Annotated in this window: 15 protein-coding genes and 2 pseudogenes; 10 read left to right on the top strand and 7 right to left on the bottom strand. The window is 61.9% G+C overall.

What is annotated here, in order from left to right; all coding sequences use genetic code 11:
* Window positions 1–8: 8 nt before the first annotated feature.
* Genes AC3A6X_RS21140 through AC3A6X_RS21130 form a run of 3 tightly spaced genes read right to left on the bottom strand, consistent with a single transcriptional unit; the run spans window position 9 to window position 2757 of the window.
* The gene (locus tag AC3A6X_RS21140) at window positions 9–986 is read right to left on the bottom strand and encodes a Bug family tripartite tricarboxylate transporter substrate binding protein (RefSeq protein WP_487844030.1); all 978 of its coding nucleotides are present in this window, start codon (window positions 984–986) and stop codon (window positions 9–11) included.
* A complete protein-coding gene (locus tag AC3A6X_RS21135) occupies window positions 983–1774 on the bottom strand; it encodes a hypothetical protein (RefSeq protein WP_487844029.1) in 792 nt (263 codons plus the stop codon). The genes AC3A6X_RS21140 and AC3A6X_RS21135 overlap by 4 nt, the downstream gene beginning before the upstream one ends.
* Window positions 1775–1827: 53 nt before the next feature.
* On the bottom strand, window positions 1828–2757 hold the full coding sequence (locus AC3A6X_RS21130; protein WP_487844028.1) for a dihydrodipicolinate synthase family protein: 930 nt from the start codon (window positions 2755–2757) through the stop codon (window positions 1828–1830).
* A gap of 102 nt (window positions 2758–2859) precedes the next feature.
* Between AC3A6X_RS21130 and AC3A6X_RS21125 the strand changes: the two genes are divergently transcribed.
* On the top strand, window positions 2860–3804 hold the full coding sequence (locus AC3A6X_RS21125) for an amidohydrolase family protein (RefSeq protein ID WP_487844027.1): 945 nt from the start codon (window positions 2860–2862) through the stop codon (window positions 3802–3804).
* A 37-nt stretch (window positions 3805–3841) separates the two neighbouring features.
* On the opposite strand, the gene AC3A6X_RS21120 is transcribed toward AC3A6X_RS21125, so the two are convergent.
* Window positions 3842–4765, bottom strand: coding sequence for a LysR family transcriptional regulator (locus AC3A6X_RS21120; protein ID WP_487844026.1), 924 nt, complete (start codon window positions 4763–4765; stop codon window positions 3842–3844).
* Between the two features lie 111 nt (window positions 4766–4876).
* On the opposite strand from AC3A6X_RS21120, the gene AC3A6X_RS21115 reads away from it, so the two are divergent.
* The 4 genes and pseudogenes from AC3A6X_RS21115 to AC3A6X_RS21100 all read left to right on the top strand — a co-directional run.
* Complete coding sequence (locus tag AC3A6X_RS21115; RefSeq protein ID WP_487844025.1) at window positions 4877–5854, top strand: Bug family tripartite tricarboxylate transporter substrate binding protein; 978 nt, start codon at window positions 4877–4879, stop codon at window positions 5852–5854.
* Window positions 5855–5911: 57 nt separating this feature from the next.
* Complete coding sequence (locus AC3A6X_RS21110) at window positions 5912–6385, top strand: VOC family protein (protein WP_285409864.1); 474 nt, start codon at window positions 5912–5914, stop codon at window positions 6383–6385.
* Window positions 6386–6414: 29 nt separating this feature from the next.
* Window positions 6415–7179: an alpha/beta fold hydrolase gene (locus tag AC3A6X_RS21105; protein WP_487844024.1), complete on the top strand. Its 765-nt coding sequence runs from the start codon at window positions 6415–6417 to the stop codon at window positions 7177–7179.
* A gap of 12 nt (window positions 7180–7191) precedes the next feature.
* A pseudogene (locus AC3A6X_RS21100) lies at window positions 7192–7569 on the top strand (porin); the annotation flags it as partial.
* On the opposite strand, the gene AC3A6X_RS21095 reads toward AC3A6X_RS21100, so the two are convergent.
* The 3 genes from AC3A6X_RS21095 to AC3A6X_RS21085 all read right to left on the bottom strand — a co-directional run bounded on the left by AC3A6X_RS21095 (window position 7531) and on the right by AC3A6X_RS21085 (window position 9804).
* Window positions 7531–7815 carry a hypothetical protein gene (locus AC3A6X_RS21095; RefSeq protein WP_487844023.1) on the bottom strand — a complete coding sequence of 95 codons (285 nt, stop codon included), beginning with the start codon at window positions 7813–7815 and terminating at the stop codon, window positions 7531–7533. The pseudogene AC3A6X_RS21100 and the gene AC3A6X_RS21095 sit on opposite strands and share 39 nt — an antisense overlap.
* Before the next feature lie 275 nt (window positions 7816–8090).
* Complete coding sequence (locus AC3A6X_RS21090) at window positions 8091–8726, bottom strand: isochorismatase family protein (RefSeq protein ID WP_487844022.1); 636 nt, start codon at window positions 8724–8726, stop codon at window positions 8091–8093.
* 202 nt (window positions 8727–8928) lie between these two features.
* Complete coding sequence (locus AC3A6X_RS21085; RefSeq protein ID WP_487844021.1) at window positions 8929–9804, bottom strand: pirin family protein; 876 nt, start codon at window positions 9802–9804, stop codon at window positions 8929–8931.
* 153 nt (window positions 9805–9957) lie between these two features.
* Here AC3A6X_RS21085 and AC3A6X_RS21080 point away from each other — a divergent pair, with 153 nt between their 5' ends.
* The 5 genes and pseudogenes from AC3A6X_RS21080 (at window position 9958) to AC3A6X_RS21060 (ending at window position 13886) form a co-directional block, all read left to right on the top strand.
* Entirely contained in the window at window positions 9958–10881 is a 924-nt protein-coding gene (locus AC3A6X_RS21080; RefSeq protein ID WP_487844020.1) for a LysR family transcriptional regulator, read from the top strand.
* 296 nt (window positions 10882–11177) lie between these two features.
* A complete protein-coding gene (locus AC3A6X_RS21075; RefSeq protein WP_487844019.1) occupies window positions 11178–12047 on the top strand; it encodes an alpha/beta fold hydrolase in 870 nt (289 codons plus the stop codon).
* 167 nt (window positions 12048–12214) lie between these two features.
* A pseudogene (locus tag AC3A6X_RS21070) lies at window positions 12215–12628 on the top strand (alcohol dehydrogenase catalytic domain-containing protein); the annotation flags it as partial.
* A gap of 149 nt (window positions 12629–12777) precedes the next feature.
* On the top strand, window positions 12778–13326 hold the full coding sequence (locus tag AC3A6X_RS21065; RefSeq protein WP_487844018.1) for a zinc-binding dehydrogenase: 549 nt from the start codon (window positions 12778–12780) through the stop codon (window positions 13324–13326).
* 20 nt (window positions 13327–13346) lie between these two features.
* On the top strand, window positions 13347–13886 hold the full coding sequence (locus AC3A6X_RS21060) for a cupin domain-containing protein (protein ID WP_487844017.1): 540 nt from the start codon (window positions 13347–13349) through the stop codon (window positions 13884–13886).
* Window positions 13887–13935 lie beyond the last annotated feature (49 nt).

The raw sequence follows: 13935 nt of genomic DNA, 5'->3' as shown, positions 1-13935 counted from the left end.
CAGGACCATCAATCCTTGAGAACGATGTTCTTTTCCTTGATGACCCTGGCCCATTTCTCCTGGTCTGCGCGCACGCCGGATGCCGCTTCTGCAGATTCTTCGTTGATGATGCGCAGCGATTGCGCCCGCGCGAGTTCAACCATCTCGGGTGTGCGCAATGCCGACTGCAGACTGTGGTGCAGCTTGTTGATCACATCGTCTGGCGTGCCCTTGGGTGCAAACAGACCTTGCCACACACTGGCGGTCAGGCCCGGATAGCCCGCTTCGATGGCGGTGGGCACGTTCGGAGAACCGGCATTGCGGCTGGACGACAGCGCCGCGATCAGACGGATCCTGCCATCGGCCACGAATGCGGCGGCGCCTTCTTCCGACATGCAGCCCACGTCGGTTTCATTGCTCAGCAAAGCCTGCTTGGCCGCCCTGGTGCTGTTGTACGGAATCACGCGCAGCGAGACACCGGCGGCCGACGAGAAGGCTTCGCAGGCGAGGTGTGAGATCGAGCCGACCCCCGGTGTTGCCTGCGTCAGGCCACCACTTTTTTGTTTTGCTTCTTCAACCAATTGCTGCAGGTTCCTGGCCCTGATTGCCGATCCCGTCATGATGAACAATGGGTAGTCCACGGCGCGCGCAATGGGGCTGAAGTCCTTGACTGCGTCGAAGGGCACCGGGTTTTGCAGCATCGCGCTGGTTACCAGCGTGCTGACACCCGTGAACAACAAGGTATAGCCATCGGGTTTGGACCTTTGAACCGCCTTCGAACCGACCAGCCCGGTTGCGCCGGGCCTGTTGGAAATGATCACCGGCTGCTTCAGGCCGTCTTGCATGCTCCTGGCCAGTACCCGCGCAATGATGTCGGAAGTGCCGCCTGCCGCCATCGGGACCACGATCGTGATCGGACCTGCGGGGTAAGCAGGTTGGGCATACAGGCTCGTCGTCAGGGCTTGGGCCAGCACGACCATGGCCAGCCATTTGTCCGATCTCGTCATGTGTTACTTGTCACTGGCAGGAAGACTTGGCGTGCGAACCAAAGCACCGAGGTCACGCTGATCAGCTGCTCGTTGCCGTCGAACAGCGAAGACAGCACGCCGCCAGATGCGCGGAAATCGATCTCCTTCAAGCGCGCGGAGCGCTGTGGGCCGGTGATGACATCGATGCATTGGTCGTATCGATAGATGCGGTGGAAGCCGGGTTTGGCGGCTGAATATGTCCGGGCTTCAGCCTGCTCGCGCTGTACCGCACCGGGCAGGTACTCGATGTCCAGCGATGCGGATATGCCATCGTCAGATCGAAACTTCCAGGTGGCGCTCTCGGTGCGCGTGCCAGCCATGTTCGAAACTGACTTGCGTTCAACATGCGCAGCGGCTTTTGCATTGACCTCATAAGGTCCTTTGCCGCCGGTGGACAGGCCGGTGAATAACAGCGTGGTCCTCATCGCGGGGCCGGCCTGGCGCATCGGTATCGAAAACAGTACGTAGCGGATCGGCTCTTGCGCGTCGGCCCCCGGCACGCTGGCCTGCAATTGGTCGACAAAGGTCACGCGCAGATTTGCGTCGCCCGATGGGCCGGACGCCGGCAAATCAAACTCCCAACCGGACGGCAGCATGTGGTGAACCAGTCGTGGTGCGACTTTAAAGTTCAGGATCGTCCTGACGTCGACGCCAGATCCGACCAGCTTTTCGCCTGCGTGGGAGGGTGATGAGCCCGAAGGCGCTTGGGAAACGGGTTGCATAAGGTCTTTGACTGGCTCGATAAAGTAGTACCACAACAGGCGCATGCCCCATCGGCTTGGCAGGTGCCCAATTTTCTGAACGCGACGCAACCGGGCCGTCAGCTGAACCCAATCTTCTTCAATTCGCCGATCAGTGCGTCTTTGGCCTCGCCTTTCAATTGCGATAAAGGCGGCTTGACCGTTTGCCATCCCGGCTCGCGGTAACGCAGCGACAGGAAATGCTTCATCGCGGAAATCATAGGCCGCGACTGGAACACCTTGCGAATCTCGGTGGCAGACCCTTGCGCGGACTCGGCTGCAGCCGCATCCGTGGCAGCACCGTCGATCACGGCACGGATGCCGCGAGCATTGACATTGGCCGTGGCGCTGATGCAGCCGGCGCCACCCAGCGCCAAGGTCTGGCTCAGGAAGATCTCGCTCGCGCAGAACACGTCGAAGCCCTGCGGCGCAAAGCGCTCCAGCATGCGGGACGTGTTGGCCCAGTCCCCCGAAGAATCCTTCAAGCCGGCGATGCATTCCGGGTAATGCTGCAGCAGCGCGTCGATCAGCTCTTCGGTGATGGGTACCTGGGTGTACTGCGGAATGTTGTAGAGGTACAGCGCCACTGAAGCGCCGCCCAGCCGTTCGATAACCGTGCCGTAGTAGCGCAATAGTCCGGCCTGATCCGCCTCTTTGTAAAAGAATGGCGGAAGCACCAGCGCATTGCGCACACCCAGGGAAATGGCATGGCTGGTCAGCGCAACGGTTTCCTCGATGGAGCAGCACCCGGTGCCCGGCATCAGGCTGTCTGCAGGGATGCCGGCCTGCAGCAATTGCTCGAGCGCTGCCATGCGTTCGCGCGGTGAGATCGATGCGGCCTCGGAATTGGTGCCGAACACGGCAAGTCCCGCGCCGTCGGCAACCAGTGCCTTGCAATGCGCGATGAACAGGCCGGAGTCGATGCTGAAATCGACATTGAATGGGGTGACCACTGGGGCCAGTACCCCTCGAAGTCGCGCTGCGTTGCTGTTGCTGTTGCTCTTGTTCATTGGATTCTCATTGGGATTGCGCAAATTGTGCTGTTGGGTGCACGTATCGGGCAGACCCCAGTTTTGTCGCGGTGATCACTGAACTGCGATCAACGGGACAGAATGCACATCTATGCAGGACTGTGGGCCATCACTATGGTCTTGCAACTTCAGACCAACTACGCCATGCAGGCCCAACACTTCCGCAGCGAAAAACCCATCCCCGCCAATGGCCTGGAACGCCCGACCTGGACGCTGCCGGCCGGCGCTTGCGATGCGCACATGCACGTCTTTGGCCCGCCCGCACAATACCCGGCCGATGTCGCCGCCCGCTACACGTGTCCGCCAGCGTCGCTAGCGGATTACCGGGGGGTGACAGCCGCCCTAGGGTTGCAACGCGCGGTATTCGTGCAGCCCAGCTTTTACGGCACGGACAATTTGTGCCTGCTGGATGCGCTGGCGCAAACGCCCAACGCACGTGGCGTCGTGATGATCGGTGGCGGCGTGTCGTTGGCGCAGTTGAGCGAGTGGCATGCGGTTGGAGTGCGTGGCCTTCGCGTCGACCTTTTCAGGCTGGCGGCACTTGGGCGCACGCTGGGCGAGATCAAGGTCGAGGTGCTTGCCAAATGCGAGTTGGCGGCTCGGTTGGGCTGGAGTGTGGACCTGTACGTGCCGGGCGGCATCGCCTGCGGCTTGGCCGATTCGTTTGGCGCGCTGCCTTGTCCCCTTTCTATCGCCCACATGGGCTACCTGGGCGTGGACCAGGCGTCCGATGCGCAATGCGCGGCGTTCCTGGACGCCGTGGAGAGTGGGCCAGTGTGGTTCAAGCTGTCGGGCCTGTACCGCTACGGACCGGGGCAGGGCCAGGCGCGGGCAGAGTATCTCGCCAAACAATTGATCGCGCGGGTTCCCCAACGCCTGTTGTGGGGCTCCGACTGGCCGCACGTGATGGACAAGCCGCAGGATCCCGGCGCGATTTTGAATGCGCTGCATCGACACTGCGGTGGCGACGCCCGCCTGCTCGCCCGTATCCTGGTCGACAACCCGGCGACGCTGTACGGCTGGTGAGTCGCCGTTGCCTCAGAGAGGCCGCCTCCGCTTGTTTTTAGCCTGCATTGTGGGTGATTTCAGCGCCGCCTTGTTGCACCGCGGCGCGCCTGATCAAATCGCAGAAGTGTTCGGCTGCCGGCGTCAGCGGCAGCGCGGTGCGCGTGATCATCACCATCGCTGGCGCGTCCAGTTCCTCCTTGATAGGGATTCGCACGAGACGCCCCACATAAGGTGCGAATTCCAGCACCTGGCGCGGCGCGACCATGAGCATGTCCGTGTTCAGAAGAAAGATCAGCTGGCTGTGAATGCTTCCAGCAAATGTGATATGGGCCGGCAATTTGGCGTGGTATTGCTTGAACAGCGCGGCAAAGCTGCTGTTGACAGTTGCCGTGCTGGAGACGATCCAGTGCGCGTCGACCAACTCGTGCAAGGACCCCGCGCCTGAGTGGAGATTGCCGCTGCGGCCGACGACATAACGGCGGTTGGTGAACAGTGATTCGACTTGGTACTCCGTCGAGATCTTCGATTCTGGCGCAACCCCGATGTAAGCGTCGATTCCGCCAGCGCGCATCTGGGCTTCGGTGCTGTGAAACCCCAGAGACTCCAGCACCGTGAGCTTGATCTCAGGGTACCTGCGAATGAATGCCCCGATGACCGAAGGCAACAAGGCCATGTGCGGCACCGTCGACAGGCTGACAGTCACCCGGCCGACGCCTGCGCCGCGATGCTGGCTGATTTCTTCCTGTGCGCGCTCCAGCTCGCCGGCCGCCGCGCGTGCTCGTTGCAGGAACAGCGTGCCCATCGGCGTGAGCACGGCCCCGCGCTTGTGCCGCTCGAACAGCGGCACGTCCAGTTCTTTTTCGAGCTGGCGAACGCTCTTGGTGATTGCCGATTGGGCGATGTTCAGGTGCCTGGCCGCTGCGCGCAGGCCGCCGAAGTCGGCCACCGCGATGACGTCCCTGAGTTGATGCAGCTTCAATTGATATCCAACGGTGATCGAGCGAATAGCTTTGACATCTAGCGGATGTCTATTGTGAAGACAAGAATAGCCACGGTCAACGGCACAACAATACTTAGGGGACAGACCCACATGACAATCCAAACTCGAATCTCGCGGCGACTGATCGTTCAAAACGCTTGTCTGACCGCATTGCTCGGCAGCATGCCTGGCTTGGCCTCGGCGCAGACCGGGCGTGTGGTGAAAGTGCTGGTCCCCACCAGCGCCGGCAGCAGCGCCGACATTGGCGCGCGCGCCGCCAGCGTGGCAGCACAAAAGATCCTGGGCCGCCCGCTCATCGTCGAGAACAAGGTCGGCGCCGGCGGCAGCATTGCCGCAGCGGCACTGGCAGTTGCGGAACCCAACGGCGACACGATCGGCGTCTTCGGCAACTCATTTCTGCTGTTCCCCGTCGAATTCCCGCAGCAGAAGTTCGATCCGATGCAGGACGTCACCCCCGTGGCGATGGTCAGCCGCGGTGCCAACGTGCTGGTGGTGGAGGCGTCGTCGCCTTACCAGTCGCTGGCAGATATCGTCAAGAAAGCCGCTGCCGCACCGGGCACGCTGTCGTATGCCTCGGCAGGACTCGGATCGAGCACCTTCCACTCGGCCGAGCGCGTGCGCACGGCGGCGAAGCTGGAGCTGATCCATGTGCCATTCAAGGGATCGCCTGAATCCATCAATCAAGTTATTGGCGGCCGGATCGATTTTGCCTTTGCGCCAGTGTCGGTGGCCGGGCCCTTCATTCAGAGCGGTCGTCTCCGGGCGTTGGCGGTAAGCACGTCCAAACGCAGCAGCTTTCTGCCGCAAGTGCCGACCACGGCCGAGACGGTGCCGAACTCGAGCTACGAATCCTGGCTTGCCGTGCTGGTGCCGGCAAAGACGCCGCTTGCTATTCAGCAGGAGCTGAACAAGGCCTACAGCACGGCGATGCAAACGGCGGAGATCAAGACGCTGTTCACCACCCTGGGCGTGGAGCCCGAGGTCATGCAACTCGATGAAGTGAAAGCCTTCGTCCGTAAGGAGTACGCGCTGGTGACGACGGATGCCCACCCTTCCAAGCCGCGCTGAACTGAGCGGCTCGTTACGGCCTTCAAACCCCTCTTTCCACCATAGTTCCACACTCTTATGCCTATCAAACTTCAACGCCTTGGCCACCTGTTGATCGCCGTTCGCGATCTGGAGGTATCTAAAAAGTTCTACATGGATCTGCTGGGATTCAAGCTGCTCGAACAGGACCCCGAGCATGGCGGCGTGTTCCTGTCGATTGGCGAGTACGGCAACACGCTCGACATCTTTCCGAGCGACGACCCTTCCGCATCGCCGCCCAGCTCCGGCGTCGAAGGGGCGATGCTGGGCCTGGGGGTCAAGCACTTCGCGTTTGCCGTCGAAACGGAAGAACAACTCAAGGAGGCTTACTTCGAGCTGCAAAACGCCGGCGTGAAGATCATGCGTGCGCTCGACCATGGCAGTCAGCGAAGCGTGTATTTCCTGGACCCCGATGGCAACCAGGTCGAGATCGTTTGGGAGCGCCCGAATGCGCGCCAATTGTTCTCAGAAGGCCGCCACGACAGCGACGAGCCCCTCAGCTACCAGCGCTAGTTTTTATTCACCAACATCAGGCACGCAGCATGGCATTCGCGAAAATCAACGGCATCGATCTCTACTACGAAGTGCACGGCGAGGGGCCCCCGCTGGTGCTGTCGCACGGCATCGGCAGCAACCACTTGCACTGGTGGCAACAGATTCCGGCGCTGTCACAGCACTTCCAGGTAATCACATTCGATCACCGCGGCTTTGGGTTCTCCAAGGACACCAACAACCTCGGCCCGGCGGCTTTCATCGACGACCTGGAAGGTTTGGTCGGCCACCTGGCGATCAAGAAGGCTGCTTTTGCCGGCCAGTCGATGGGCGGGGTGACGATCGGCGGATTCGCATCACGCCATCCGGAGCGGGTGACGGCGCTGATTCTCAGTTGCAGCGGCGGCGGTTTTTTTCCCGTGCCGCACGCCGATGCCTTCAAACAGGCCATGGCCAACGTAAAGAACTATGCGGAGTTCTCGACGCTCTCCATCGAGCAGGACGGCTTTCCGCAGCGGCATCCCGTGCTGCGCTTCCTCTTTGAATCACTGGCGCAGCTGAATCACCAGTTCGACATGAAGCGCCTGCCCGAGCTGCGCGCGCACAAGTTCGATCTGGACGCCATCGTCGGCGCCAAGACTCCCGTGCTGCTGATCGGGGGCGAGGATGACAACGGCGCCAACAGTGCGCTGGAGAAGATTCGCGAAGCCGTGCCCGGCTCCAAGTTGCACATCGTCCCCAATGCAGGCCACCTATTGTTCTTCGAAGCGCCGGACGCCTACAACAAGCTCGTGGTGGACTTCTTGACGAGGTGAGTTCTCTTCATACGCTTGAGCAGGACGCGCGACTATGCGGCTGCGCCGCTGCTCGCATTGCCCGACACCGATCTCACGGGCTACTTGATCGGCGCGACCATCCCGCTTGGCCCCGGCCTGATCCGCGCCTCCTATGCGCGCGTGAAGTACGACTTGAATTCGGTGGCCAGCGCCGCGGCGCTGCCCGCGCCCGACCCGAAAGCCAGCAAGCTCAGTCTTGGCTACGTGCATAACCTTTCCAAGCGCACGGCGCTGTATGCAACGCTCACCCGCATCAGCAACAAGAACGGAGCAGCTATGACGGTGGGCGGGCCAGCATTCATCAGCACCAGTGTGTTCACGCCGAAGACTTCAACCGGCTACGACTTCGGTATCCGCCATGCGTTCTAGTGCGCCGCCGGCGGCGCGACGATGAAGTCGACGAAGCCTTGTGCCGCGTGCGAGAGCGCAAACGCCTGCGCGTTGCACGAGCGCGACCTCGCGATCGATCAGCGGGTTCTCCACCCGGCGCCAGCCGATCCGCGCGGGGTCTGCCAGCTTCACTGCGTAGCCCGGGAGGATGGCAACGCCGAGCCGGGCGTCCACCATCCCGGTGATCGAGCCCGCATAGTTGGCCTCTCCCGCGGGCTTGAGCATCAACCGGGGGCGGCGAAGCCTGCTTCGGTGAGGTCGCGGAACACGCTGCCGCGGCGCAGTGCAAGCACCGGCTCCTGTGCGATGTCCGACCAAGTCAGTTTCTTAGGCGGCTGAACGCATTAAAGAACTACGCCGAATTCTCGAAGCACGTCGGACAGCGGATCTCCGATTGCTTGCCGCGCCCTCTCCCGGTAGGAACGCCGAATACCCAGAGGTTCACTAAGGTCGGAGGACGCCTGTCAGCAGGTGGCCCGCGTCCGAATAGCTGCCTGGACCTATCTCACGCTTTTCTGTGACGCGCCATGGCTCTCCATCAACGCCCCATACGAGGGAACGATGTGGTCGATCATGACCTTCGCGAAATCCATTGCTTCTGGGCGATTCCAAGTGTTCATCAACTCAGACATGACCGCGAACGTGTCAATCGGCATTGCTCCTGCCTGCGTGACCCGGGCAATGGTGATGTCGGTCGCCATCTTCGACCAATTTCCCGATGCATCCACAATGCAGAACACTTTGTATCCTGCGGCAAGGGCGCTGAGTGCGGGGAAAGCCATGCAAATACTCGTGAGCGTGCCCGCGATGAGCAGTGTCTTCCGCTTGGTTTTCTCGATGGCTTCGACAAAGGGGCGGTGATCCCACGCGTTGATCGGCCCAACGCGCGGAACGTGCACCGCATCGGGGTTGCTCTGATGAATCTCGGGAATGATCGGACCATTCGGACCGTCGGGAACAGATGCCGTCGTAATGGTCGGAATCTTTGCGATCTGCGCCACCTTCGCAAGCGTAGTCACGTTATTGCGGAGGGTCGAATACTCCATATCGCGAACCAGTTGGAACAGTCCGCTCTGATGATCTATCAGTAGCAATACCGCGTCGTTTACGTCAATCATCCACTTGTTTGATGTCATGTTATTTCCTTTGGGTTGGGGAACTGAATATGCTGCCCTCGGCAGCGGGGATCGTGCCATTCCAGCACACGAAGACGTCGCCGGCAGTCAGTACATGGGTCATGGAGCAACCCCGGCGGACAAAGAGTTGTCGATCGGTGGTTGCGACTGAATTTGCGGATAACTCGGTGGGAACCGACCGGTCGACGCATACGACGGTGCTTTAGCCGATCCGCTTGTCACGTCGCAGCTCGGCGCCGATGCGCTGAATTTCGGCCTCCCCCTGTGCGAGGGCGGCCCTGTTGGTGTGCACCGAGTAGTAGCCCATCACCAGGTCGTGTGGATGCTTCACCGCCGAGCCGAGGACGAAAGACGTGTCGCCGTGGGCCACGGAGTCGATGACCTCTTCCGATTCCTCGAACACAGCGAGCTCACCGGTGCCGACTATCCCATTCACGTCGAGTCGTCCCGCGCTGACCGCCAACCACGCCACGGTGTGGCCGGCGGGAGGCGTGTATCGCCAGCGCTCGCCGTCCTTCAAACTCACGGCAAGGTAGTTCATGCCCGAAGGTGCTGGAATCGGGCTCCGGGCCTTGCCGTAGCTTCCGAGCAGCACACGGGCCGGGCCTTCGAGTGGAACATCTGAAGGTGCCAGGTAAAGGCTTTCCGCGTGTGCGTTCTCTTCCGAGGGAGGCAAGGCGACCCAGAGTTGAAATCCCGACATCTGCAAGTCGCCGACGGGTGCACCGATGTGCCACACGCCGTTGCCGGAGCGCATCCACTCTACGCCGCCAGCGAGCAGCACGCCCGTCTTGCCGGTCGTGTCTTCGTAGCGAAGGTTGCCCGTCATCACGAAGGTCAACGTGGCGATGCCCGAATGCGGATGCATCGCGAAACCCTGGCTGTCAAGACCGGGGCTGAAACTGTTGAGGTCGAGAAACACGAATGGCTTCAAGAACTCGCCGAGGCCACTCGGGCTCACCAGCCGCGTGATCGGTCCATGGGTGCTGCCATGTGTGCGGTGGACGATTGCGCGCACGTCGGCGCTCGATGCTTGATCAAGGTTCGGATTGTCAGGAATGGCTTGTGATGCAGTCATCGGTCGTCCTTGTAGTTGAAGTGAAGTGGGCTCGGCGAAGACATGACGTCTTCGCGGCTGCAGTCGACGTGTGAACGATAGGAGCGGTAGGATCGACTTACTAGCCGGTGCAATCGGAGCGCACTCGTCCAAATTTCAAAGCAAAAGGATTTCATGCTCGATCTGAACGACATCGCCTTGTTCGTGCAGGTCGTGCGCAGCGGCAGCTTTGCGGAAGCGGCGCGGCGCCTCGGCGTGCCATCGAACACCGTCAGCAGACGCGTCCTGGGGCTCGAGGAACATCTCGGCACCCGGCTGCTTCAACGCTCGACCCGCAAGCTCACCCTCACCAACGCAGGCGAGGAGTTCAACGCACGTTGCGCCGATGCGGTCACCGGACTGTTCGAAGCCGGGCAAGAGCTGAGCTCGGGAGGCCAGGAACCGAGTGGGCTTGTCCGCGTTGCCGCACCGGCCGACTTTCTCGACATGTTCGTGATGGAGTGGGTCGCCGAGTTCCTGGCAACCTATCCCAGGGTTCGACTTGCCTTGGTGCTCAGCGATTCGAAGGCGGACCTGATCGCGGATCGCATCGACGTGGCGTTTCGTGGCGGTCCCCTTGAGGACTCGGAATACATCGGGCGGCAGGTTCTGTCCGCGGGCAACGACGGGCTGGTGGCCAGCCCGAGCTACCTTGCAGCGAGGGGCGCGCCCAGCACACTGCAGGACCTGCTGGAGCACGATTGCGTGACCTTTGCGCAGTCTGGCAGCAGTCATGTGACCTGGCGGATGGCCGGACCCGACGGCATCGATGAAGCTGTGCAGGTTGCCGCTCGCTTCAGCGGCAACACGGCGCAGGCCCTTCGCAAGGCCACGCTGGCTGGGTTGGGGATCACGCTGCTTCCGAGGGCCATCCTCATGAAGGACTTGCAGGCCGGACGCCTTGTTCCCGTGCTGCCCGAATACCAGCGTCCCGGCCACGGCCTCAATGTCCTGTATCCCAGCCGACGCCAACTGCCGCTGGCTGTGTCGGCGTTCATCGATCTCGTCGTCGAGAAAGTCGGCGAACTGGATGCGACATTGACACCGCTGCGCCCATAGGTTGCCCGCCAGGCACGCGATGAATGCTGGGGTCACAGCGCTCGTGGCGCCCCTGGAAGAAGTGCCTGAGCCCGAGATCGAAGTCGCGTGAATCGCCGCCTGCGCGGGGAGGCGGCTGATGGGGCATGTTGGGTCTCAATCCTCGAGTGAACGGGACGCCGAGGAGGGCCCACGTGCGGCGACGAATGGATGGCGACCGCCCGCGCCGATTGCTTCAAAGACTGGACGAGTGCAATCCAAGCCATGAGCGAAGCCGCCTGATCCCTATCTTCAATCAACACATCCGAGACCAAGTCATGTCCACCAACAACGCTCCGATCACTGAATCCGACACAAGTCGCTTCGTCCGCATCAAGGAAGGAGACCTTGACCTGCAACTGCACTGCAACGACGCCGGTAGCGGCGCCGAGACCGTCGTGATGCTCCACGGCTCCGGCCCTGGTGCCAGTGGATGGGCCAACTTCAACCGCAACGTGGAGCCGTTCGTAGCCGCCGGCTACCGCGTCGTCTTGATGGACTGTCCGGGCTGGAGCAAGAGCGATCCGGTGGTCAGCACCGGATCGCGCTCCGACCTCAACGCACGAGCGCTCAAGGGCCTGATGGACGCCATTGGCCTCGACAAGGTGCACATCGTCGGCAACTCGATGGGTGGGCACAGCGCCGTGGCCTTTGCGCTGGCCAACCCCGAGCGCGTCGGCAAGCTGGTGCTTATGGGCGGCGGCACCGGCGGGCTCAGCCCGTTTGTGCCCATGCCCACCGAGGGCATCAAGCTGATTGGCGCCCTGTACCGGGATCCCACGATCGAGAACCTCAAGCGCATGATGAACGTGTTCGTCTACGACACGAGCAACCTCACCGAGGAACTCTTTCAGGCGCGCCTGGACAACATGCTCAGCCGCCGCGATCACCTCGAGAACTTCGTCAAGAGCGCTGAGGTCAACCCGAAGCAGTTTCCGGACGTGGGACATCGGCTCGGCGAGATTGCGTCTCCAACGTTGGCGGTCTGGGGGCGCGACGACCGCTTCGTTCCGCTGGACATCGGCCTGCGGCTGGTGACAGGTCTGCAGAAGGCCGACCTGCACGTCTTCAGCCGCTGCGGCCACTGGGCGCAGTGGGAGCACGCCGACAAGTTCAACCGCATGGTGCTGGACTTCCTGGCGCGCTGAGCCCACTCGAGCGCTGATCTTTCCTTGAACGCCTCGCTCGATGCGCGGCGATTGGACACCCGCGTTCGAAGGTCTGCGCGAATCGAAAGGAGCGACTGGCTCGTCAAGCGATCCCCCGGCCGGGCGTGGAAATCCGGCCATTTTTCCCTAGTTCAACGGAGACTTCCATGACCAAGATGATGAATGCTGCGCGTCTGCACAAAATCGGTGAACCCTTCCAGGTTGACACGATCCCGGTACCCGAAGTTCGGTCCACCGACGTGCTTGTCGAAGTGAAAGCCGCGGGCGTCGTGCCTAACCTGCGCAATGTGGTCACCAGCTATCCGAAGTGGTTTCCATTCCTGCCATTGCCTGCGTTGCCCGCAATCTACGGCCTCGACTCGGCCGGCGTGGTGACGCAGGTAGGCGGCCAAGTCCGCGCAGACATCAAGCCCGGCGACCGCGTCTACGTGAATCCGGGGCTATCGTGCGGAAGCTGCCTCGCATGCCGACGCGGCGATCACATCAACTGCACCTCCTACACGTTCCAGGGCTACTTCGGCTTTGGCCCGGGCTCGCAGCAGCTCTTCGAGGACTACCCATACGGAGGCTTCGGGCAGTACCTGACGGCACCCGCCGCCAACCTGGTGAAGCTGCCCGACAGCATCAGCTTCGGCAAGGCGCTCGCTTCGGCTATCTGGGCACCGCTTACTCGGCACTGCGAAAGGCGCAGTTCTCCCCAGGTCAGACGGTGCTCATTGACGGCGCGACGGGCACACTGGGGTTGGGCGCAGTCATCCTTGCGCTGGCCATGGGCGCGGCCAAAATCTTCGCGACGGGTCGCAACACCACGCTGCTCGAAAAGCTGCAGCAACTGGATCCGCAGCGCATCGTCCCGATCGCGCTCGGATCGCGGCCGACTTCCGAGATCGTGATGGAAGCGACCCGGGGTTTCGGTGTCGATGCGCTCATCGAGGCGCTGGGCCCCAATGCTGCGGTGGCGACGGTGCTCGACTCATTCAACGCACTGCGCCGCGGTGGGAAGGCGATCAACATCGGCGGCGTTGCCGATCCCATACCGCTGGAGCCATTTCCATTGATGTGCCTGCAGAAGTCCTACATCGGCTCCCTGTGGTTCACAACCGCGGAAGGCGAGGACATGGCGGCGATGGCCCACGCGGGCACGCTGAACCTCGGGGTCTTCGAGCACGAGCGTTTTCCACTCGAGCGCGTCAACGAAGCGCTGGATGCGATCGAACAGCGCAGCGGCGGATTCACCAACGTCGTGATCATGCATTGAGCGGCACAAAGGAGCACACCATGCACATCCGACGCATCGTCACCGGCCACGACCGGAAAGGAAGCGCCGTCTTCGTATCGGACGCGGCTGCACCGCGTACCACCGAGTTCGAACACGTCCCAGGCTTCGTCACTTCGTTGTTGTGGGAGACGGCTCCCAACGCGACAGTGCCCGCGGGCGAGGGTGACCCGGCAGTTTCTGCCGTGTCATGGACGCCGCCGCCAGGTGGCACGAACCTGATGTTCATCACGTTCCCTCCCGACGCTGTGATGATGACTCCCGACTTCGATCCAGCTGCCGCCGGAGGTGAGTACATGCGAGTGCTGCCCGGTTTGGCTGAGAAGTTCGAAATGGATCACCCCGGCATGCACACCTCCGACTCCGTTGACTACGGCGTGTTGATCGACGGCGAGCTACACCTCGAACTCGACGATGGCGCTACGAAGAAGCTTGCGCCGCGCGATGTGGTCGTTCAGAACGGCACACGCCACGCCTGGCGCAACAAGAGCGACAAGCCGGCGACCATGCTGTTCGTCCTTGTCGGGGCAAAGCGCTCCTGAGCTGGGAATCGGAGTCGTGGCCCCGACATCTCCCACCGCTTTCGATCGC

The sequence above is a fragment of the Variovorax sp. Soil_C_12 genome, from assembly GCF_057657375.1.
This window is presented reverse-complemented; position numbering and strand designations above follow the sequence as displayed.

Coding starts and splice junctions, on each gene's coding strand:
- AC3A6X_RS21140 (WP_487844030.1), bottom strand. CDS start 986: ATGACGAGATCGGACAAATGGCTGGCCATGGTCGTGCTGGCCCAAGCC.
- AC3A6X_RS21135 (WP_487844029.1), bottom strand. CDS start 1,774: ATGCGCCTGTTGTGGTACTACTTTATCGAGCCAGTCAAAGACCTTATG.
- AC3A6X_RS21130 (WP_487844028.1), bottom strand. CDS start 2,757: ATGAACAAGAGCAACAGCAACAGCAACGCAGCGCGACTTCGAGGGGTA.
- AC3A6X_RS21125 (WP_487844027.1), top strand. CDS start 2,860: ATGCACATCTATGCAGGACTGTGGGCCATCACTATGGTCTTGCAACTT.
- AC3A6X_RS21115 (WP_487844025.1), top strand. CDS start 4,877: ATGACAATCCAAACTCGAATCTCGCGGCGACTGATCGTTCAAAACGCT.
- AC3A6X_RS21110 (WP_285409864.1), top strand. CDS start 5,912: ATGCCTATCAAACTTCAACGCCTTGGCCACCTGTTGATCGCCGTTCGC.
- AC3A6X_RS21105 (WP_487844024.1), top strand. CDS start 6,415: ATGGCATTCGCGAAAATCAACGGCATCGATCTCTACTACGAAGTGCAC.
- AC3A6X_RS21095 (WP_487844023.1), bottom strand. CDS start 7,815: ATGCTCAAGCCCGCGGGAGAGGCCAACTATGCGGGCTCGATCACCGGG.
- AC3A6X_RS21090 (WP_487844022.1), bottom strand. CDS start 8,726: ATGACATCAAACAAGTGGATGATTGACGTAAACGACGCGGTATTGCTA.
- AC3A6X_RS21085 (WP_487844021.1), bottom strand. CDS start 9,804: ATGACTGCATCACAAGCCATTCCTGACAATCCGAACCTTGATCAAGCA.
- AC3A6X_RS21080 (WP_487844020.1), top strand. CDS start 9,958: ATGCTCGATCTGAACGACATCGCCTTGTTCGTGCAGGTCGTGCGCAGC.
- AC3A6X_RS21075 (WP_487844019.1), top strand. CDS start 11,178: ATGTCCACCAACAACGCTCCGATCACTGAATCCGACACAAGTCGCTTC.
- AC3A6X_RS21060 (WP_487844017.1), top strand. CDS start 13,347: ATGCACATCCGACGCATCGTCACCGGCCACGACCGGAAAGGAAGCGCC.